This window comes from Curtobacterium sp. SGAir0471, from assembly GCF_005490985.1.
In the GTDB taxonomy this organism is placed as follows: domain Bacteria; phylum Actinomycetota; class Actinomycetes; order Actinomycetales; family Microbacteriaceae; genus Curtobacterium.
In genome coordinates this window covers 1,414,910-1,433,581 of record NZ_CP027869.1, presented here as the reverse complement: position 1 = coordinate 1,433,581, position 18,672 = coordinate 1,414,910, and the positions used below count along the sequence as shown (strand labels likewise).

General features: G+C 71.9%; 19 protein-coding genes. 3 read left to right on the top strand and 16 right to left on the bottom strand.

What is annotated here, in order from left to right:
• Positions 1 to 29: 29 nt before the first annotated feature.
• From era to hrcA, 8 genes are all read right to left on the bottom strand, one after another.
• Positions 30 to 992 (bottom strand): GTPase Era, encoded by a 963-nt coding sequence (gene era, locus C1N91_RS06555; RefSeq protein WP_137767089.1) that lies wholly within the window; start codon positions 990 to 992, stop codon positions 30 to 32.
• Positions 989 to 2,311, bottom strand: coding sequence for a hemolysin family protein (locus tag C1N91_RS06550; protein WP_137767088.1), 1,323 nt, complete (start codon positions 2,309 to 2,311; stop codon positions 989 to 991). The genes era and C1N91_RS06550 overlap by 4 nt, the downstream gene beginning before the upstream one ends.
• A 4-nt stretch (positions 2,312 to 2,315) precedes the next feature.
• Positions 2,316 to 2,777, bottom strand: coding sequence for an rRNA maturation RNase YbeY (gene ybeY, locus C1N91_RS06545; protein ID WP_137767087.1), 462 nt, complete (start codon positions 2,775 to 2,777; stop codon positions 2,316 to 2,318).
• Positions 2,774 to 3,835, bottom strand: a complete 1,062-nt coding sequence (locus C1N91_RS06540; RefSeq protein WP_254678406.1) for a PhoH family protein — start codon at positions 3,833 to 3,835, stop codon at positions 2,774 to 2,776. Before C1N91_RS06540 ends, ybeY begins: the two co-directional genes overlap by 4 nt.
• 109 nt (positions 3,836 to 3,944) lie before the next feature.
• Entirely contained in the window at positions 3,945 to 4,301 is a 357-nt protein-coding gene (locus C1N91_RS06535; protein ID WP_137767085.1) for a histidine triad nucleotide-binding protein, read from the bottom strand.
• 32 nt (positions 4,302 to 4,333) lie between these two features.
• A complete protein-coding gene (locus C1N91_RS06530) occupies positions 4,334 to 5,209 on the bottom strand; it encodes an RsmE family RNA methyltransferase (protein WP_137767084.1) in 876 nt (291 codons plus the stop codon).
• A complete protein-coding gene (gene dnaJ, locus C1N91_RS06525) occupies positions 5,209 to 6,321 on the bottom strand; it encodes a molecular chaperone DnaJ (RefSeq protein WP_137767083.1) in 1,113 nt (370 codons plus the stop codon). Before dnaJ ends, C1N91_RS06530 begins: the two co-directional genes overlap by 1 nt.
• A 111-nt stretch (positions 6,322 to 6,432) precedes the next feature.
• Positions 6,433 to 7,455, bottom strand: coding sequence for a heat-inducible transcriptional repressor HrcA (gene hrcA / locus C1N91_RS06520; RefSeq protein WP_137767082.1), 1,023 nt, complete (start codon positions 7,453 to 7,455; stop codon positions 6,433 to 6,435).
• A 108-nt stretch (positions 7,456 to 7,563) separates the two neighbouring features.
• Here hrcA and C1N91_RS06515 point away from each other — a divergent pair, with 108 nt between their 5' ends.
• Positions 7,564 to 8,007, top strand: a complete 444-nt coding sequence (locus C1N91_RS06515) for a DUF4870 domain-containing protein (RefSeq protein ID WP_254678374.1) — start codon at positions 7,564 to 7,566, stop codon at positions 8,005 to 8,007.
• 22 nt (positions 8,008 to 8,029) lie between these two features.
• Here C1N91_RS06515 and hemW read toward each other — a convergent pair whose 3' ends face one another.
• Entirely contained in the window at positions 8,030 to 9,265 is a 1,236-nt protein-coding gene (gene hemW, locus C1N91_RS06510) for a radical SAM family heme chaperone HemW (protein ID WP_137767081.1), read from the bottom strand.
• Between the two features lie 28 nt (positions 9,266 to 9,293).
• On the opposite strand from hemW, the gene C1N91_RS06505 reads away from it, so the two are divergent.
• On the top strand, positions 9,294 to 9,986 hold the full coding sequence (locus C1N91_RS06505; protein ID WP_137767080.1) for an HAD family hydrolase: 693 nt from the start codon (positions 9,294 to 9,296) through the stop codon (positions 9,984 to 9,986).
• 69 nt (positions 9,987 to 10,055) lie between these two features.
• Here C1N91_RS06505 and C1N91_RS06500 read toward each other — a convergent pair whose 3' ends face one another.
• From C1N91_RS06500 to C1N91_RS06470, 7 genes are all read right to left on the bottom strand, one after another.
• Positions 10,056 to 10,703, bottom strand: coding sequence for a DUF1990 family protein (locus tag C1N91_RS06500; RefSeq protein WP_137767079.1), 648 nt, complete (start codon positions 10,701 to 10,703; stop codon positions 10,056 to 10,058).
• Between the two features lie 37 nt (positions 10,704 to 10,740).
• On the bottom strand, positions 10,741 to 12,048 hold the full coding sequence (locus C1N91_RS06495; RefSeq protein WP_137767078.1) for a family 16 glycoside hydrolase: 1,308 nt from the start codon (positions 12,046 to 12,048) through the stop codon (positions 10,741 to 10,743).
• The gene (locus tag C1N91_RS16650; RefSeq protein ID WP_175415932.1) at positions 12,045 to 13,283 is read right to left on the bottom strand and encodes a S26 family signal peptidase; all 1,239 of its coding nucleotides are present in this window, start codon (positions 13,281 to 13,283) and stop codon (positions 12,045 to 12,047) included. The genes C1N91_RS06495 and C1N91_RS16650 overlap by 4 nt, the downstream gene beginning before the upstream one ends.
• Positions 13,280 to 13,903 carry a hypothetical protein gene (locus C1N91_RS06485; RefSeq protein ID WP_137767077.1) on the bottom strand — a complete coding sequence of 208 codons (624 nt, stop codon included), beginning with the start codon at positions 13,901 to 13,903 and terminating at the stop codon, positions 13,280 to 13,282. Before C1N91_RS06485 ends, C1N91_RS16650 begins: the two co-directional genes overlap by 4 nt.
• Positions 13,904 to 13,913: 10 nt before the next feature.
• Complete coding sequence (locus C1N91_RS06480) at positions 13,914 to 14,537, bottom strand: hypothetical protein (protein WP_137767076.1); 624 nt, start codon at positions 14,535 to 14,537, stop codon at positions 13,914 to 13,916.
• Positions 14,538 to 14,886: 349 nt separating this feature from the next.
• Positions 14,887 to 16,734 carry a translation elongation factor 4 gene (gene lepA, locus C1N91_RS06475; RefSeq protein WP_058748986.1) on the bottom strand — a complete coding sequence of 616 codons (1,848 nt, stop codon included), beginning with the start codon at positions 16,732 to 16,734 and terminating at the stop codon, positions 14,887 to 14,889.
• A 156-nt stretch (positions 16,735 to 16,890) separates the two neighbouring features.
• Complete coding sequence (locus tag C1N91_RS06470) at positions 16,891 to 18,057, bottom strand: pyridoxal phosphate-dependent aminotransferase (protein WP_137767075.1); 1,167 nt, start codon at positions 18,055 to 18,057, stop codon at positions 16,891 to 16,893.
• Between the two features lie 293 nt (positions 18,058 to 18,350).
• On the opposite strand from C1N91_RS06470, the gene rpsT reads away from it, so the two are divergent.
• Positions 18,351 to 18,611: a 30S ribosomal protein S20 gene (gene rpsT, locus C1N91_RS06465; protein ID WP_058729393.1), complete on the top strand. Its 261-nt coding sequence runs from the start codon at positions 18,351 to 18,353 to the stop codon at positions 18,609 to 18,611.
• Positions 18,612 to 18,672: the final 61 nt, after the last annotated feature.

The window sequence follows — 18,672 nt, the reverse complement described above, 5'->3', positions numbered from 1 at the left end:
GCGCGCGTCCGACCAGGGGATGACCCCGGTCAGAAGCCGAGGCGTCCGAGCTGCTTCGGGTCGCGCTGCCACTCCTTCGCGACCTTCACGCGGATGTTGAGGTACACGTGGCGGCCGGCGAGCAGGGACTCGATCTCGGCGCGCGCTCGGGATCCGACGTCCTTGAGCCGCTCCCCGCCCCGACCGATGACGATGGCCTTCTGGCTGTCGCGCTCGACGAACAGGTTCGCGAAGATCCTCAGGGGTCCGTCCGGGTCGTCGTCCTCGTCCGGCTCGACGACGTCCTCGATGACCACCGCGAGCGAGTGCGGCAGCTCGTCGCGCACCCCCTCGAGGGCGGCTTCGCGGATGAGCTCGGCGATGCGGTCCTCGTCGGTCTCCTCGGTCACGGTGGACGCGTCGTAGAGCTGCGGCGATTCGGGCAGCAGCTTCGTGATCTCCCCGAGCAGGGCCTCGAGCTGCAGCCCCTTCGTACCCGAGGTCGGCACGATGGCGTCCCAGTCCCGCAGCTGCGACACCGCGAGGAGCTGCTCGCCGACGCGGTCCTTCGGCGTGCGGTCGATCTTCGTGACGATGGCGATCTTCTTCGCCCGGGGGTACTGGTCGAGCGACTCGTTGATGAACTTGTCGCCGGGCCCGATCGGCTCGTTCGCCGGGACGCAGAAGCCGATCACGTCCACGTCGCCGAGCGTCGACTGCACCAGGTCGTTCAGCCGCTCGCCGAGCAGGGTGCGGGGGCGGTGCACACCCGGTGTGTCGACGATGATGACCTGGCCGTCGGTCCGGTGGACCACGCCGCGGATCGCACGTCGCGTGGTCTGCGGCTTCGACGAGGTGATCGCCACCTTCTCGCCGACCAGCGCGTTCGTCAGCGTCGACTTGCCGACGTTCGGACGTCCCACGAAGGAGACGAAGCCCGCGCGGTACGGCTGCGTCGTCGCGTCGTCGGTCGTGCCCGTGTCGGTGCCGTGGTCGGGTTCGTGCTCGGTCATGCGTTCGGTGTTCCCGTCGTGCTCGGAGTGGTGTCGTCGAGGGCGTCCTCGGCGTCCTGCAGTGCGGCGCTCCGCTCGGCGAGGACGGTGATCAGGTGGCGGCGCTTGCCCTCGACCCGGTCGGCCGTGAGCTCGAGCCCGGAGACGGTGACCTGCTCGCCGCGGACCGGCAGCCGACCGAGCTCCTTCGTGAGCAGGCCGCCGGCGGTGTCGACGTCGTCGTCCTCGAGCTCGATGCCGAACAGGTCGCCGAGCTCGTCGATCGGCATGCGCGCGGAGATCCGCCAGACCCCCGGGCCGACCTCGGTGCGGTCGACGACGGTGCGGTCATACTCGTCGGAGATGTCCCCGACGAGTTCCTCGATCAGGTCCTCCATCGTGACCAGCCCGGCGACACCGCCGTACTCGTCGACGACGAGCACCAGGTGGTTCTTCGCGACCTGCATGTGCCGCAGGGTGTCGTCCGCAGGCTTCGACTCGGGGACGAACTCGGCCGGTCGCAGCAGGGTCGTCACCGGTTCGCGCTCGCTGCCCGGCCGCTCGTACAGCGCACGCGACACGTCACGCAGGTAGAGCACGCCGAGCACGTCGTCGCTGTCCTTGCCGGTGACGGGCATCCGCGAGACCCCGGCGACGAGGAAGCGTTCCATCCCGGCGGCGAGCGTGGCTGTGCCGTCCACGGTGAGCATGTCGGTGCGGGGCACCATGACCTCGCGCACCAGCGTGTCGCTGAACTCGAAGACCGAGTGGATGAGTTCGCGGTCGTCCTGTTCGAGCACGTTGCTCTCGGTCGCCTCGTCGACGAGCGACAGCAACTGCTCCTCGCTCGAGACCGTCGACGCGCTGCGTCCGCGCCCGGGCGTGACACGGTCGCCGATCGCCACGAGCAGGCCGGCGAGCGGGCCGAGCACGATGCGGACGGCGCGCACGAGACCGCCGGTCGCCCCGATGAGCCGCTCGGCGTGGGCGCGTCCGACGCTGCGCGGGCTCGACCCGACGAGCACGAACGACACGGCCGTCATGATCGCCGCGGACACGATCAGCGCCACCCACCAGGTGTCGAACACCGTGACGAGGGCGATCGTGACGAGCACCGCGGCGGCGGTCTCGGCGAGCACCCGGACGAAGTTCAGCGCGTTGACGTGCGCGCCGACGTCGTCGGCCACGGCCTCGATCGCACGACGGTTGCGGCTGCCGCGCGCGATCTCGTCGAGGTCGGCGCGGGACAGCACGGTCAGCGCGGCGTCGGACGCGGCGAGCAGACCGCCGACGACGACCAGCACGAACGCCACCGCGAGCAGGACGGCGACGAGCACCATCAGGTCACCGCCCGCGGCGCTGCGCGGCGAAGGCGGAGAGGATCTCGCCCTGCAGCCCGAACATCTCGGCCTTCTCCTCCGGCTCGGCGTGGTCGAACCCGAGCAGGTGCAGGATGCCGTGGCAGGTGAGGAGCAGCATCTCGTCGGTCGTGGTGTGCCCCGCGGTCCTCGCCTGCTCCGCCGCGACCTGCGGGCACACGACGATGTCGCCGAGCAGCCCGGCCGGCGTCGGCTCGTCCTCGGTCCCGGGGCGGAGCTCGTCCATCGGGAAGCTGAGGACGTCCGTCGGCCCCGGCTCGTCCATCCACCGGACGTGCAGCTGCTCCATCGCCCCCTCGTCGACGAGGACGATCGCGAGCTCGGCGTCCGCGTGGACGTGCAGCGCGTCGAGGGCGAAGGCGGCGAGGCGCTGGATCGCCTGCTCGTCGACCTCGACCCCGGACTCGTTGTTGAGCTCGATGCTCACCGGTTGCCTCCTCGGGCGTCGTTCTGGGGGTACGGGGACGGCTGGCGGTCCTGCGGTGGGCGCCCGCGGCGCTCGGCGCGGTTCGCCCCCTCGGGGTTGCCCACCGGAGCGGTCCCGCGGCCGCCGGGTCGGTGCCCGGCCTGCTCCGCCAGCCGTTCCTCGTCGTACACCGTGTAGGCGTCGACGATCCGACCGACCAGGGTGTGCCGGACGACGTCCTCGCTGCCGAGCCGGGCGAAGTGGATGTCGTCGACGTCGCCCAGGATGCGGGTGACGAGCCGGAGACCGGACAGGTTGCCGGGCAGGTCGACCTGGGTGATGTCACCCGTGACGACCATCTTCGAGCCGAAGCCGAGGCGCGTCAGGAACATCTTCATCTGCTCGGGCGTGGTGTTCTGCGCCTCGTCGAGGATGACGAACGAGTCGTTCAGCGTCCGGCCGCGCATGTACGCCAGCGGTGCGACCTCGACCGTGCCGGCCGCGAGCAGCTTCGGCACCAGCTCGGGGTCCATCATCTCGTTGAGCGCGTCGTACAGCGGTCGCAGGTACGGGTCGATCTTGTCGGTCAGGGTGCCCGGCAGGAACCCGAGCCGCTCCCCCGCCTCGACCGCGGGACGGGTCAGGATGATGCGCGTGACCTCACGCCGCTGGAGCGCCTGGACGGCCTTGGCCATCGCCAGGTAGGTCTTGCCCGTACCGGCCGGCCCGATGCCGAAGGTGATGGTGTGCTGGTCGATCGCGTCGACGTAGGCACGCTGCCCGTCGGTCTTCGGGCGCACGGACTTGCCGCGGCTCGAGACGATCGGCGTGCCGAAGGTGTCCGAGGGCTTGCGGTCCTCGTCGAGGATGCGCGCCGACGTCGGGATGTCGGCCGGGCCGATGTCCTGGCCGCGCTTCACCATGGCGACGAGTTCGTCGACGAGGGCGTGTGCGCGGGCGACGTCGCGCTCGGCACCGGTCAGGGACACCTCGTTCCCGCGGACGAGCACCCGGACGCCCGGGTACTGGCGTTCGACCGTCTTGAGCAGGCGGTCCTGCGGGCCGAGGAGCTGCACCATGGCGATGCCGTCGACCTGGATGTCGACGGTGACGTCCGACGGGTCGGTCACGGGACGCGCCACGGGGCGGTCGGCCCCGGGCTGGGTGGGTTCGGGACGGACGGGTTCGTCAACCGGCAAGGAGATTCCCTTCGTGCAGATCACCTGCGAGGACGTGCGCGTGCACGTGGAACACGGTCTGACCGGCGGCTTCGCCGGTGTTGAAGACGAGACGGAACTGGCCACCGGACCGCTCGTCGGCGATGCGACGGGCGGTGGCGACGACGTGTGCGAGCAGCTCCGGGTCGCCGGCGGCGAGCTCGGAGACGTCGCGGTACTGCTCGGTCTTGGGCACCACGAGCACGTGGACGGGCGCCTTGGGCGCGATGTCCTCGAAGGCGATCACCCGGTCGTCCTCGGCCACGATCGTCGCCGGGACCTCGCGCGCGACGATCTTCGAGAAGATGCTCGGCTCGCTGCTGCTCATGGTGTCCATCGTAGGACCCGCCTCCGACGCCGCTACCAGCGCCCGAGCCGGGTCTGCAAGACCGCCAGGGCCGCAGGCCCGGCGGTCGATGTGCGGAGCACGGTGTCACCGAGCCGCACCCGGACCGCACCGGCGGCCTCGAGCCGGTCGAACTCGGATCCGTCGATGCCGCCCTCCGGGCCGACCACCAGGACGATCTCGTCGACGTCCGCGGGCGGCTCCCACGCCGAGAGCCGCACCGCACCCACCGGGTCCAGCACGACCACCGCACGCCGCGCCTCCCGGCCGACGTCCGACGACGGGACAGCACCCGACGACGGGACAGCACCCGACGACGGGACAGCACCCGACGACCGGGCAGCCCCGGACGACGGGACGGCACCCGACGATGCGGCACCACCCGACGACGAGCCGACCAGCCCGGCCAGCTGCGTCGTCGTCACCGGCGCGTCCACCGACGGGACGCGCGAACGGACCGCCTGCTTCGCGGCCTCCTGGGCGATCGCCGCCCACCGGGCGCGACCCTTCTCGACCTTCGCACCGTCCCACCGGGACACGCTCCGCGCGGCCGACCAGGGGACGATCCGGTCGACGCCGATCTCGGTCGCGGCCTGCACCGCCATCTCGTCCCGTCCGCCCTTCGCGAGCGCCTGCACGAGCACCAGCGCGGGGCGCGGAGCCGCGTCGACCGAGACGTCGGACACGGTCAGCGTCAACGAGTCCTTGCCCGTCGCGACCACCGCACCGGTCACGACCGTCCCGCGCCCGTCCGCGATGCGCAGCGTCTCGCCGACGCGGACCCGCGCGACGGACACCGCGTGCCGCCCCTCGGCGCCGTCGAGCGACACCGGGTCGCCGACACCGACGCCGTCGAGCCCGCCCGGCTCGACCAGGTGGAGCGAGGCCATCAGAAGTTGAAGAAGCGGTCGCGGAGCTTGCCGAACATGCCCTGCTGGAAGCGCGCGAGCTGCGGTCCCGGTGCCCTGTGGGACTTCGCGAGCTGCTCGACCAGTCCACGCTCCTTGTGGGAGAGCTTCGTCGGCGTCACGACCTGCACCCCGACGCGGAGGTCGCCTCGTCCGTTGCCGCGCAGCTTGGTCACGCCGCGGTCCTTGATCACCAGGACGTCGGCGCTCTGCACGCCCGGACGGATCTCGAGCTCGACCGGCCCGTCGAGCCCGTCGATCGTGGTGTGGGCACCGAGGATCGCATCGGTCATCTGGACCTCGAGCGTCGCGAGCAGGTCGTCGCCGTCACGGCTGTAGACGTCGTGGTGGCGCACCTTGACCTCGAGGTAGAGGTCACCCGAGGGACCGCCGGCCGGGCCGACCTCGCCCTGTCCGGGCATCTGCAGCCGGAGCCCGGTCTCGACACCCGCGGGCACGTCGACGGGGATGGTGCGGCGCGCGCGGACGCGGCCCTGTCCCTGGCACGTCGGGCAGGGGCTCGGGATGACGGTGCCGTAGCCGCGGCACGTCCCGCAGGGGGCGCTCGTCACGACGTTGCCCAGCAGGGAGCGGACCTGGCGCTGGATGTGCCCGGAGCCGCCGCAGATGTCGCAGGTGCGCGGGCTCGTCCCCGGCGCGCAGCACGAGCCGTTGCAGGTCTCGCAGACGACGGCCGTGTCGACCTCGACGTCCTTGTGCGTGCCGAAGACGACCTCGTCCAGGTCGACCTCGATGCGCAGCAGGGCGTCCTGTCCGCGCTCGGCCCGGCTCCGCGGACCGTTGCCACGTCCACCGCCGCCCCCGCCGCCGAAGAAGGCGTCGAAGATGTCGCTGAACCCGCCGGCGCCGCCGCCGAAGGGGCTGTCGGCCTGCGGCCCGGCGTCGTAGCGCCGGCGCTGCTCCGGGTCGCTCAGCACGTCGTACGCGTGCGTCACGTCCTTGAAGCGCTCGGCCGCGTCCGGGCTCGGGTTGACGTCCGGGTGCAGCTCGCGCGCCAGCCGTCGGTAGGCCTTCTTGATGTCGGCATCGGAGGCGTCCGGCTGGACGCCGAGGACGTCGTAGTGGTCTGCCACGGTTCCCTCAGTCGGTTTCGGTTCGGTCGGTGGGTCGCGGCGGTCGCCGCAGATCGGTCTGGAGGCGCGGAGCCGGTCCGCAGGACACCGCGCGTCGGGCGCGTGGTCCGGTCAATGTTCGCCCAGCAGCTTGGACAGGTACCGTGCGACCGCGCGGACGGCGGCCATGTTCGTGCCGTAGTCCATGCGGGTCGGGCCCAGGACGCCCAGTCGGGCGACCGCCCCGCCGCCGGCGAGGTACCCGCCGGCCACGATGCTCGTCGCGTCGAGGCCGTACTCGGCGTTCTCGGCGCCGATGCTCGCGGCCACGGCCACGTCGTCCACCTGCATCTCGCCGAACAACCGGAGCAGGGTCACCTGTTCCTCGATCGCCTCGAGCACGGGGAACAGGCCGCCGGAGAAGTCCCGCTCGCTCTTCGCCAGGTTCGCCGCGCCGGCCATCACCAGGCGGTCCTGGCGGTTCGCAGCCACCTGCTCGATGAGCGTCGCGACGACGACCCCACCGAGCGCCTGCGCGTCCGGGCGGAGCTGCTGCGGCACTGCGCGCAGGGCCCGGGGCACGTCCTGCAGCAGGAGTCCGACGCTCGCGCCGTTCACCACGGTGCGGAGCTCGGTGAGGGAGTCCTCGTCGAGGGGGACGTCGGTCTCGACCACGCGCTGCTCGACCCGGGCGGTGTCCGTGATGAGGACGACCATGAGCCGGGTGTCACCGAGCCGGACGAGCTCGACGTGCTGCACGCGGGCGCGCACCATCGACGGGTACTGCACGAGCGCGACCTGGTTCGTGAGCTGGCTGAGCAGGCGCACGGTGCGCCCGAGGACCTCGTCGAGGTCGTTCGGCGTGCCGAGGAAGGTCTCGATCGCGTGCCGTTGCGCGCTCGACAGCGGCCGCGCGGCCGCGAGGTGGTCGACGAAGACCCGGTAGCCCTTGTCCGTCGGGACCCGGCCGGACGACGTGTGCGGCGCCGCGATGAGCTGCTCGTCCTCGAGCTGCGCCATGTCGTTGCGGATCGTCGCCGCGCTGACCCCGAAGGCGTGGCGCTCGACGATCGTCTTCGAGCCGACGGGCTCCCGCGATGCGACGTAGTCCCGCACGATGGCCTTGAGGACCTCGAGGGAGCGTTCGCTGACCATCCGGACCCCTTCCGTTCGATGCTGGCACTCGGACGTGTCGACTGCTGATCCTACGCCCGACCACCGACCGACCGGGACCGCGGGGGCCTGCGCCGGTACGCTCACGGCATGAGCTACGGACAGCAACCAGGCGGCCCGCAGGACGGCCGGTACGGCCAACAGGCGGGGGGACCCCAGAACCCGCAGGGACCGCAGTACCCGGCCGGCTTCACGCCGCCGCAGCCGATGTCGCCGGAGGACCAGCGCCTGTGGGCGACCCTGACGCACGTCGGCGGCATCTTCTTCAGCCTGGTCGTGCCGATCATCGCCTACCTGGTGCTGCGCGACCGTGGGCAGTTCATCAAGGAGCACACCCGCCAGGCGCTGAACTTCCACATCACGATGGCGATCGCGTACGTCGTGGCGTGGTTGCTCTGCCTGGTCGTGATCGGGTTCGTCCTGCTGCCGATCATCGGCGTGCTCGTGATCGTGTTCGCGATCCTGGCGGCCGTGGCGGCGAACCGCGGGGACTTCTACCGCTACCCGCTCACCATCGAGTTCATCAAGCAGTAGCGCGCGGGCGGCAGCCCGCGCGTCAGTCGAGCAGTTCGCGGACGACGGCGTCCGCGAGCAGCCGGCCCTGGAGGGTCAGCTCGATGCGTCCCCGCACCGCGGCCGAGCCGTCCACGAGACCACGCGCGATGAGGCCGGCGACGCGGCCACGGGCCTCCCGACCGAGTTCCGCGGTGCCGAGCTCGCCGCGAACGCGCGCCGCCAGGAGCACCCGCTCGACGTACCGGGTGTCGGCGTCGAGCGTCTCGCGCCCGGCCGCCGGGGACTCGCCGGAGAGCACCCGGTTCGCGTACGCGGCCGGGTGCTTCACGTTCCACCAGCGCGTGCCGGCGACCGCGGAGTGCGCGCCCGGGCCGACGCCCCACCAGTCGTGGCCCTTCCAGTACGACAGGTTGTGCCGGCTCGCGTGGCGGTCCGGGCCGCCCTGCTCGTCGGTGCGGGCCCAGTTCGACACCTCGTACCAGGCGTACCCGGCGTCGGCGAGGGTGCGGTCGGCGAGCTCGTACATGTCCGCCGCCAGGTCGTCGTCCGGCGCGGGGAGCTCGCCGCGGGCGACCATGCGCCCCATGGCCGTGCCCTCCTCGACGATGAGCGAGTAGGCCGAGACGTGGTCGGGGGTGCAGGCCAGTGCGGCGTCGAGCGAGGTGCGCCAGTCGTCGAGGGACTCCCCCGGCGTCGAGTAGATGAGGTCGAGGCTGACGTCGAGACCCCGCTGCTTCGCGAGGTCGACCACCACCGGGACGCGCTCGGGGTCGTGCGTCCGGTCGAGCGTGGCGAGGACGTGCGGCACCGCGGACTGCATGCCGTAGCTCATCCGGGTGAACCCGCCGCGCTCGAGCGTGGCGATCGAGTCGGCGTCCACGGAGTCCGGGTTCGCCTCGGTCGTGACCTCGGCCCCAGGGAGGATCCCCCAGGTGTCGTCGATCGCCCGGAGGATCATCACGAGGTCGTCCGCGGGCAGCATCGTCGGCGTGCCACCGCCGAAGAACACCGTCGAGACCGGGCGTCGCGGGACGCCGGAGCGATCGAGCACCTCGGCCGCCCAGCGGATCTCCTGCACCGCGTGGCCGGCGTAGTCGTCGCGGCGCACACCGCGCAGCTCGGATGCCGTGTAGGTGTTGAAGTCGCAGTAGCCGCAGCGCACCCGGCAGAACGGCACGTGGACGTACACCCCGAAGGGGACGTCGCCGGCGCCCGGGCCGGGGGTGAGCAGGCCGTCCGCGGGAGCGGGATCGGCGATCGGGAGCGCACTCGGCATGGACTCCATTCTCGGCCATGATGGAGCCATGGAGCACCACACCGTCCCCACCACGGTGCTGTGGGACATCGACGGCACCCTCGTCCTGAACGCCGCGTCGCCGGGCAACCTGTACCACCTGGCCGTCGAACGTGCCGTCGGCCGCGACCTGGTGCTGAAGGTCGGGCACCAGCACGGCCGCACCGACGCGGGGCTCATCGCCGACCACGTCCGGGCGCACGACCTCGACGACGCGCTCATCCCCACCGTCAGCCGGCACCTCCGTGACCTGACCGACGAACGGTACGGCCGGGGCGAACGCCGCTCCCCCGCACCGGGAGCCGCAGCGCTCGTCCGACGTTTCGCCGAGCTCGGCTGGCGGAACGGCCTGCTGACCGGCAACTCCGAGCACCGCGCACGGGTGAAGCTCGGCGGAGCGGGCTTCGACCTCGACGCGTTCGACTGGGAGCACTCGTACTTCGGGGACGCGGAGGTCGAGCGCACCGGGGTCACCGCGCGCGCCGCCGCCGCACTGTCCGGGGAGCGTGCCGTGATCGTCGGGGACACCCCGCGGGACGGCGAGGCGGCCGACGCGGTGGGGATCCCGTTCGTCGCGGTGGCGACCGGGGTGTACGAGGTCGACGCACTGCGGGGGACGAGTGCGGTGTGCGTCGCGCGGGACTGCGTGCAGGACGCCCGGCTGCTCGAGGACGCGATCGCCGCGCTGCCGCCGCTGCACTGAGCGGGGCGCGGTGGGGCGTGGCCCGTGCACTGCCGCGCTCGTGGCCGTGCGCCGCGGCGCGTTCCGTCGTCAGTCGCCTCGGAGTGCGCTGAGGTACTTGGCGGCCATCACCCGCTGCTGTCGACGGAGCAGGGGCGCGACGAACGCCCACTTCCGGCTGGACGGCTGCGAGAACTGCCGGACCTGGAGCCACACCGACCCGTCGCTCGTCCGCTCGACCACGAAGGACTCCTCGCCGGAGAGCGGGTGCCCCTCGAGGGTGCCGTACGCGAAGCCCTTGCGGTCGGTCTCGTCGATGATCGACACGACGCGGACCGGCGCGTGCACGGTCTGCCCGAACGCGTGCATCTCGAGCGTCGCCGTGGTGCCGGCCGTGAGCAGCGGTGTTCCGTCGGCCGCGAACTTCTCGACGCGGGGCGTGCCGATCGACGCCGGCGCGACGGGGACGCCGTGCTCGTCGAACGTCACCGGGTTGTAGCGGACCTCGTCGTCGTCGGGCTGGTCCTCGACCTGCACGCGGATGCCGCTGCGCTCCTGGATCTGCCATGTCAAGGCCTGCGTCACCGCGGTCTCGAACCGCGCGTCGCCGTGGCCGATCCGCGCCCGCGACTCCGCCGGGGTGAAGCCCTCCGGCGGGTAGGTCATGAGGTCCGCCGCCTGCGTGGCGCCGACGGCACCGTAGGTCAGGGCGGTCCGGTACGTGCCGCGGGAACTCATGGGGCCATCGTACCGGGGCCGCTCGGGTCGACCTGTGTCAGCGCGGCGTGACGGCGATGTTCCGCCACTCGGCCTCGGTCCCCTGCTCGCGGATGCCGACCGCACCGGTCGTCAGCGAGCAGGCGCCGAAGTCCGCCCGCCCCTGCACCGGCGTCCCGCCGTCGGCCGGCGACGCGGTGGCGGTGATCGTGCACCCGACCGCCTCGACGGTCAGGTGCCACCACTCCCCGGCCTGCACCGTCCGTCCGAACGGCACGAAGGCGCCCGCGAACCCCGGGTTCCGGTGCTCCCCTATGGTCATGCCCGTCCTGGTGATCCCGACCGAGTACGCGCGCATCGAGTCGATCCCGGTCGACGGGTCGTTCACCCGGACGATGAACCCCGCGTCGGTGCCCGACCTCGGGGTGCGCATGAGGCGCACGTCACCCGTCAGGGTCATGTCGCCCCACGTCCGGTTCAGGACCTGCTTGTCCCCGCTGTTCGCGTACGCGGTGCTGCGGATCCGCTCCTCCTGCTGGTCGACCGCCCACGCTCCGCCGTACACCCGCGCGGGCGCACCGTCCTCGAGCCGACCGGTGGAGAGCGTCGAGTTCCAGGGGTCCGACGCGAGCGAGGGGGCGAGGGCGCCCGCTGTGGCCGTCACGAAGCGGTAGCCGGCCGCACTGCCGTTGCCGCGCAGGCCGATCGCGCCCGTCGTCAGGCAGTCGGCCGACGACTCCGAGACGCTCACCCGCGTCCAGTCGTTCGCGCCGACGGTCGACGACCAGGCGGTGATGCCGCATCCGGCAGCCTGGACGACCAGGTGGTAGAACTGCCCGTTCCGCAGCGTGCCGGGAACGGTCGACTGCGCCAGCCGGGTGGTGACCACGTTCGCGGTCCGGTCGATCGACAGCGCGTTCTCGCCGAGGCCGAGCCCGACCGAGTAGCCGGTGAAGGCGTTCGCGCCCGTGCCGGGAGCGGTGACCCGGACCAGGAGCCCGGCGTCCGTGCCGCTGTTCACCTGCACGTCCGCCTGCATCGTGTAGTCGGTCCACGCGGGGTCACCGGTGACGGCCTTCGGTCCGTCCGACGAGCCGGACGTCTCGGTCAGGGTGCCGTAGCCGAACCTGGTCTGTGTCGTCCACGATCCGCCGTAGGTCCGCCAAGCGCCCTGGCCACCCGCGAAGGAGTCACGGAAGGGCAGACCCGTCACGGCGTAGTCGCCGACCGTGGTGGCGGTGCTCCGGTTCGACGTCGTCGCGGTGTAGGCCGCGGTCGTGCCCTGGGTCGGCGCTGCGATCCCGGTGAGCGCTGCAACCGCCGCCACGAGCGTCACGGCGAGCACGATCGGCGTCCGGACGATCATGCCGGGACCGTCGGGACGACCGGCGACTCCGTCGCGAGATCGGTCGTCGCGTCCGTCGCGGGGTCGGTCATCGCGGGGTCGGTCGTCGCGCGGCCGGTCGTCGCGTCCGTCGTGCTGTGCGCCACGCGGTGGGGCGCGCTGTCCGCCGGGCGGTCAGTCGAGCGATCCGTCCCGCGGTCGGTCCCGCGATCCGTCGGGCGGGGCTCCGCGCGATCCGTCCCGCGGTCGGTCCCGCGATCCGTCGGGCGGGGCTCCGCGCGATCCGTCGGGCGGGGCTCCGCGCGATCCGTCGGGCGGGGCTGCGTGCGATCCGTCGGGCGACCCGTCAGGACGTCCGCCGCATCGACGCGTTCCGACGGCGCACGACGCGACGAGCGGGCGAGGAGCACCCCGAGTACGAGCGGGACGGCGCAGACCAGGGCGAGCGTCACCCAGCCGAGCGGGGAGAGGTCGAGCTGCGCGGTGAGCGCGACCGCGCCGTCCGACCCCGGCGGCAGCGCCACCTGTCCGACCGAACCGCTGAGGAGCCGGTCGGACGCGCCGGACGGACCGACCGCCCGGATCGGGAGTAGCCCCGTCGACACGACGTGCGCCGTCGGACGCGCGCCCGGATCGACCCCGGTCACGACGAGTGCGACGAACGGCCGGAAGACCGCGACCACGACCGCGAGGACGGCGCTCACGCCGACGAGCCGCGCGGCCGTCCGGGTAGCACGCGCGGCGATGGAGCCGGTGAGGAGCCACACGAGGCCGATGCCACCGGCGGTCCACGGCACCATCCGGAGCACCCACCCGCCGCCGGGCAGCACCGCGACCACCCGCCCCACGACGTCGCCGCGGCTGATGGTCCACGCGTCCGCAGCACCGTTCGCGTCACCCTTGGTCGTGATCGCTCCGTCGACGACCGCGGTGACGCGGTGCGTGTAGGGCAGTCGCGCCGCCGTCCCGCTACCCTCCGTGACCGGCGGGACGAACGTGACGACGTCGCCGACGGCCAGGCGGTGCTGACCCGGCGGCACCGTCACGACGAGCGACCCGACCGGCGCCGCGCGGCCCATCGATGGGGTCCGGACGTCGAAGGTCCGGACGCCTGCGGCCATCGCGACGCCGATCGCGAGCAGCACGAGCAGGACGACGGCGACGGCGACGACGACCCGCACCCGCACGGCACGGCCGGGAGCGCGCCGACGACGAGCCGTCGGGACGATACGCGCGTCCGCGGTCCCCGCCGTCATGCGGTGAAGGTCCACACGAGCGACTGGCTCATGCTCTGCGCCTGCGAGTCGTTCGGGGCCGCCGGGTCGAGGGCGACCGTGACGGTGGCGGTGCCGCCCTGACCGGCAGCCGGAGCGGGGTCGATGGGGAAGGTCCTGCCGCTGATCGCCCCGGCACTCTCCCCCGAGACCACGGTCGTCGTCCCCGCCGTCGTCGTCCACGTCACGGTGACGCGCAGCCACGAGCAGATGCTGTTCGACGTGGAGACCGTGCCGATGCAGGTGCCGGGGGCGAGCGAGAAGGCAGACGCGGTGACGCCCCCGGTGTTCCGGATCACCGTCGCGGTCCCGCGCGTCGTGTCCCCCGGTCGCAGGTCCTTGCCGGCGTACAGGTCGGTCGCGCACGACGTGGTGCCCGTGGCGGTGCTCCGGCACGCGACGGTCGATGCGTCCGGACCCTGCGTCATCGCGATCGAGACCGTGTTCGCGGTGTTCGTGGTGTTCGCGATCGACGCCGTGTAGGCCGACGTCGTGCCGGTCGTCGTCAGCGCGAGCGCGACCGAGGCGACGAGCCCCGCCGCGGTGAGGAGCCAGCCCGTGGGCACCGAGGCGCGCCGGACGGTGGTCGAGTGCCTGCTCACGACGACACCGTCACGCCGAGAAGGTGAACGTGAGGGCCTGCGAGAGGGTCACGCCCGACGTCGGCGCGGTCGCGCTCTCCGGCAGTGACACCTGCACGGTGAGCGGGAAGCGCTCCCCCGCCGCGGGCGGGTTCGGCAGCGTGATCGCGTTCGCCGCCAGGAAGGCAGGGGTGGTGGAGGCGGGCAGCACGTCGGCGCCGCGCCAAGTCATCTTCACGACGAGCTGGCTGCACAGGTCCGATCCGCTGGTCGGCGCCGTGGTGCACGGGCCGCCGGTGAGCCGGAACCCGGTGGGCGTCGCGGTCCCGGTGTTCGCGAAGGAGATCGTCTGGGTCGTCGACGAGTCTCCGGGACGCAGCGAGCCGCCTCCGTAGAGGTCCGGGTCGGTGCAGCTCGCCGTGCCGTCGGCAGTGGTCGTGCAGGCGCCCGGCGAACCGTCCGCCGCGGTCTCCACGATCCGGATCGTCGAGGTCGAGACCGTGTTGGTGCCGTGCACGAAGGCCTGCGTGAAGACCGAGAGCGTGCCGCTGAAGCTCAGTGCGAGCACCACCGCGGCGGCGACCCCGGCGGCGATGGTGACGAGTTCGGACCGCCGTCGCCGTGCGCGGGTGACGGTCGTTGCGTGACGGGACATCGTTGTTCGCACCTCCGTGTGCACCCCGGGTCCAGGGACACCGCGACACGGGAGCGTGCACGGGTCGGGCGGCCGGGTCCGCCCCGAACTGAGGGGTGTTCACTCCCCGTCGGTCCAGGTGCGACTGTACGGATCGGGTGACCGCCCCGGTCCCCCAGAGTGCGGGCAGACAGACCGGTCCGCCCGCCGCATCCGCGGAGGGATGGGCTGGACCGCCCCACCGACCGACGCGCAGCGCCGCCGGTCTCGTCCGGTTCCCGCAGCGGAGCGAACGGTTCCGGGAACGACGGAGCCCCGCTCGTGGCGGGGCTCCGTCGTGCTGCTCGTCGTGCTGCTCGCGGTCGTCGAGCTACTTCTTCTTCTCTTCCACGTCGCCGGAGAGCGCCGCGATGAAGGCTTCCTGCGGGACCTCGACGCGACCCACCATCTTCATGCGCTTCTTGCCCTCCTTCTGCTTCTCGAGGAGCTTGCGCTTGCGGGTGATGTCACCGCCGTAGCACTTCGCGAGGACGTCCTTGCGCATCGCCCGGATGCTCTCGCGGGCGATGATCCGCGCGCCGATCGCCGCCTGGATCGGCACCTCGAACTGCTGGCGCGGGATGAGCTTGCGGAGCCGCTCGGTCATCAGCGTGCCGTAGGCGTAGGCCTTGTCGCGGTGCACGATCGCGCTGAACGCGTCGACCTGCTCGCCCTGCAGCAGGATGTCGACCTTGACGAGGTCCGCGGCCTGGTCGCCGGTGGGCTCGTAGTCGAGCGAGGCGTAGCCCTGCGTCTTGCTCTTCAGCTGGTCGAAGAAGTCGAACACGATCTCGCCGAGGGGCATCTCGTAGCGGATCTCGACGCGGTCCTCGCCCAGGTACTCCATGCCGAGCAGGGAGCCGCGGCGCGACTGGCAGAGCTCCATGATCGCGCCGACGTAGTCCTTCGGCGCGAGGATGGCCGCGCGCACCATCGGCTCGCGGACCTCGACGATGCGACCGCCCGGGAACTCGGACGGGTTCGTGACCTCGGTCACGGAGTTGTCCTCGTTCGTCACCTCGTAGACCACGCTGGGCGCGGTCGTGATGAGGTCGAGGCCGAACTCCCGCGACAGGCGCTCGGTGATGATCTCGAGGTGCAGCAGACCGAGGAAGCCGCAGCGGAAGCCGAAGCCGAGCGCGACCGAGGTCTCGGGCTCGTACACGAGCGCGGCGTCGGAGAGCTTGAGCTTGTCGAGCGCCTCACGCAGGTCCGGGTAGTCGGAGCCGTCGATCGGGTACAGGCCCGAGAAGACCATCGGCTTCGGGTCCGTGTAGCCGGGCAGTGCCTCGGTCGCGGGGCGCTGCGCGCTCGTGACGGTGTCGCCGACCTTCGACTGGCGGACGTCCTTCACCCCGGTGATGAGGTACCCGACCTCGCCGACCGAGAGTCCCTTGGTCGGCTTCGGCTCCGGGCTGGAGACGCCGATCTCGAGGATCTCGTGGGTCGTCCGCGTCGACATCATCTGGATCTTCTCGCGCGGCTTGATCGTCCCGTCGATCATGCGGACGTAGGTGACGACACCGCGGTAGCTGTCGTACACCGAGTCGAAGATCATCGCGCGCGGCTCGGCGTCGACGGTGCCGACGGGCGCCGGGACGGAGCCCACGACCCGGTCGAGCAGCTCGGGCACGCCCGCACCGGTCTTGCCGGACACGCGCAGCACGTCCTCCGGCTTGCCGCCGATGAGCTGCGCGAGCTCGGCCGCGTACTTGTCCGGGTCGGCGGCGGGCAGGTCGATCTTGTTGAGGACCGGGATGATCTCGAGGTCGTTCTCGAGCGCCAGGTACAGGTTGGCGAGCGTCTGCGCCTCGATGCCCTGGGCCGCGTCGACGAGCAGGATGGCGCCCTCGCACGCGGCGAGGGACCGCGAGACCTCGTACGAGAAGTCGACGTGTCCGGGGGTGTCGATCATGTTCAGGGCGAAGGTCTGCCCGTCGAGCTCCCACGGCATGCGGACGGCCTGGGACTTGATCGTGATGCCGCGCTCGCGCTCGATGTCCATGCGGTCGAGGTACTGCGCACGCATCGCCCGCTCCTCGACGATGCCGGTGATCTGCAGCATGCGGTCGGCCAGCGTGGACTTGCCGTGGTCGATGTGCGCGATGATGCAGAAGTTGCGGATCGCCTCGGCCGGGGTCGCGGCGGGCTCGAGCGGCGCGGATGCTTGTGGGCTCACGGTTCCTCAGGGGGTCGGTGCGGTCGAACGATTGTCCCACGGTTGCACGCGGGCAGCGCGCACCGGCGGCCGACCTGTGGAGGCGCGGGACGGACCGCGACGGTGTGCAGGACTGCCTGGAGGCGCGTGGCGGGGTCGCCACGGGCCTCCCGTCCGTCAGACGGTCACCGAGACGGGCGCGGGCAGCGCGCCCAGGCCGCGGCGCAGGTCCTCGACGGTCGCCGCCAGGCAGACCCGGATCCAGCCCTCGCCGGAGCGACCGAACGCACTGCCCGGCGCGACCGCGACGTGCTCGCGGTGCAGGAACGCGAGCGCCCACTCAGCGACGTCGCCCTGCGAGGCGTGCGAGACGTCGATCCACAGGTAGAAGGCGCCGCGCGGGTCGAGGTAGCGGATGCCCGCCGCGTCGAGGACCTCCTTCGCGACGGCGAGGTTCGCCCGGTAGTGCTCGCGCGCGTCCTGCACGGCCTGGTGGTCGCCCACGATCGCCGCGAGGGCGGCCCACTGGTCCGGCTCGGCGACGCAGCTGATCATGGCCTCCTGCGTCGTGCGCATCGTCGGCCCCATGCCCTTCGGCGTCACCAGGTAGCCGACGCGGACGCCGGTCATCGCGTACGTCTTGCTCAGCGAGAAGGCGGTGAAGACCCGGTCGTCCTCGTCGAGCGCCGCGATGCTGACGTGGCGCGTGCCGTGGGTGAAGTACTCGTAGACCTCGTCGCTGACCACCCAGAGGTCGTGCCGTTTCGCCAGTGCGAGCAGGGCGCGGAGGGTCTCCTCGCCGAACACCGAGCCGAGCGGGTTCGACGGCGAGTTCACCACGATGGCGCGGGTGTGCTCGGTGATGCTCGCCTCGAGCGCCTCGAGGTCCGGCTCGAAGTCGTGCTGTGGCTCGAGCCGGTACGGCACCGGGGTCGCCCCGATGATGTGCGCGTTCATCGTGAAGGTCGTGTAGCCGGGGTCCGGCACGAGGACCTCGTCGCCCGGGCTCAGCACGAGGGTCATCGCCTGGAACAGCGCCTGGGTCGCGCCGATCGTCATCCAGACCTGCTCGACGTCGACGTCGATGCGGTTCTCGCGGCGGAGCTTGTCGCGGATCGCCTCGCGGAGCGGCGTGACGCCGCCGTTCGGCGTGTAGTCGGTGCGGTCCTCGGTCCAGGCGCGGCGGGCGGCCTCGCCGATGTGCGGGGCGACCGGCACGTCGGGCTCGCCGATGACGAGCATCGCCACGTCGGTGCCGTCCGCGCGGAGCAGGGCGGCCTGCTCGTAGACGCGGCGGATGCCGGAGGCCGGGACGGAGTCGATGCGCGGGGCGAGTGAGGGCACCTCGTCACGGTAGCCCGTCCGTGTTGCGGGGTCGTTTCCGCCGCTCGTGGACCCATTCGGCGTCGTGGCGCTCGACCGGCGCGTCGCTCGACCGGTGCCTCGCTCGACCGGCGCGTCGCTCGTTCGGCGCGTCGCTCGTTCGGCGCGTCGGGGCTTTGGTGGTCCGTGGGTCTGCTGGTAGGGTTGGTGGCTGGCTTCCGCGTTCCCCGCCCACGGGTGGAACGCGATGCGACAGAGGGCCCCTCTACCCGACGTCGCGACCACCCGTAGCAGACGAACAAGGAGCAACACGCATGGCGAACATCAAGTCGCAGATGAAGCGCATCAAGACCAACCTCAAGGCCCAGGAGCGCAACAAGGCCTACCGCTCGGAGCTCAAGACGGTCATCCGTCACACGAACGAGGCCGTCGTCGCCGGCGACAAGGACAAGGCCGTCGCGGCCCTGGCCCTCGCGTCGAAGAAGCTCGACAAGGCCGTGAGCAAGGGCGTCATCCACAAGAACCAGGCGGCGAACCGCAAGTCGGCCATCGCCAAGAAGGTCTCCGCGCTCTGAGCGTCTGACACCTGCACGAGAGCCCCGCACCGTTGGTGCGGGGCTCTCGTCGTTCCGGGCT

Coding starts and splice junctions, on each gene's coding strand:
- era (WP_137767089.1), bottom strand. CDS start 992: ATGACCGAGCACGAACCCGACCACGGCACCGACACGGGCACGACCGAC.
- C1N91_RS06550 (WP_137767088.1), bottom strand. CDS start 2,311: ATGGTGCTCGTCGCCGTCCTGCTCGCGGTGGCGTTCGTGCTGGTCGTC.
- C1N91_RS06540 (WP_254678406.1), bottom strand. CDS start 3,835: ATGGTGCAGCTCCTCGGCCCGCAGGACCGCCTGCTCAAGACGGTCGAA.
- C1N91_RS06535 (WP_137767085.1), bottom strand. CDS start 4,301: ATGAGCAGCAGCGAGCCGAGCATCTTCTCGAAGATCGTCGCGCGCGAG.
- C1N91_RS06530 (WP_137767084.1), bottom strand. CDS start 5,209: ATGGCCTCGCTCCACCTGGTCGAGCCGGGCGGGCTCGACGGCGTCGGT.
- hrcA (WP_137767082.1), bottom strand. CDS start 7,455: ATGGTCAGCGAACGCTCCCTCGAGGTCCTCAAGGCCATCGTGCGGGAC.
- C1N91_RS06515 (WP_254678374.1), top strand. CDS start 7,564: ATGAGCTACGGACAGCAACCAGGCGGCCCGCAGGACGGCCGGTACGGC.
- hemW (WP_137767081.1), bottom strand. CDS start 9,265: ATGCCGAGTGCGCTCCCGATCGCCGATCCCGCTCCCGCGGACGGCCTG.
- C1N91_RS06505 (WP_137767080.1), top strand. CDS start 9,294: ATGGAGCACCACACCGTCCCCACCACGGTGCTGTGGGACATCGACGGC.
- C1N91_RS06500 (WP_137767079.1), bottom strand. CDS start 10,703: ATGAGTTCCCGCGGCACGTACCGGACCGCCCTGACCTACGGTGCCGTC.
- C1N91_RS06495 (WP_137767078.1), bottom strand. CDS start 12,048: ATGATCGTCCGGACGCCGATCGTGCTCGCCGTGACGCTCGTGGCGGCG.
- C1N91_RS16650 (WP_175415932.1), bottom strand. CDS start 13,283: ATGACGGCGGGGACCGCGGACGCGCGTATCGTCCCGACGGCTCGTCGT.
- C1N91_RS06480 (WP_137767076.1), bottom strand. CDS start 14,537: ATGTCCCGTCACGCAACGACCGTCACCCGCGCACGGCGACGGCGGTCC.
- rpsT (WP_058729393.1), top strand. CDS start 18,351: ATGGCGAACATCAAGTCGCAGATGAAGCGCATCAAGACCAACCTCAAG.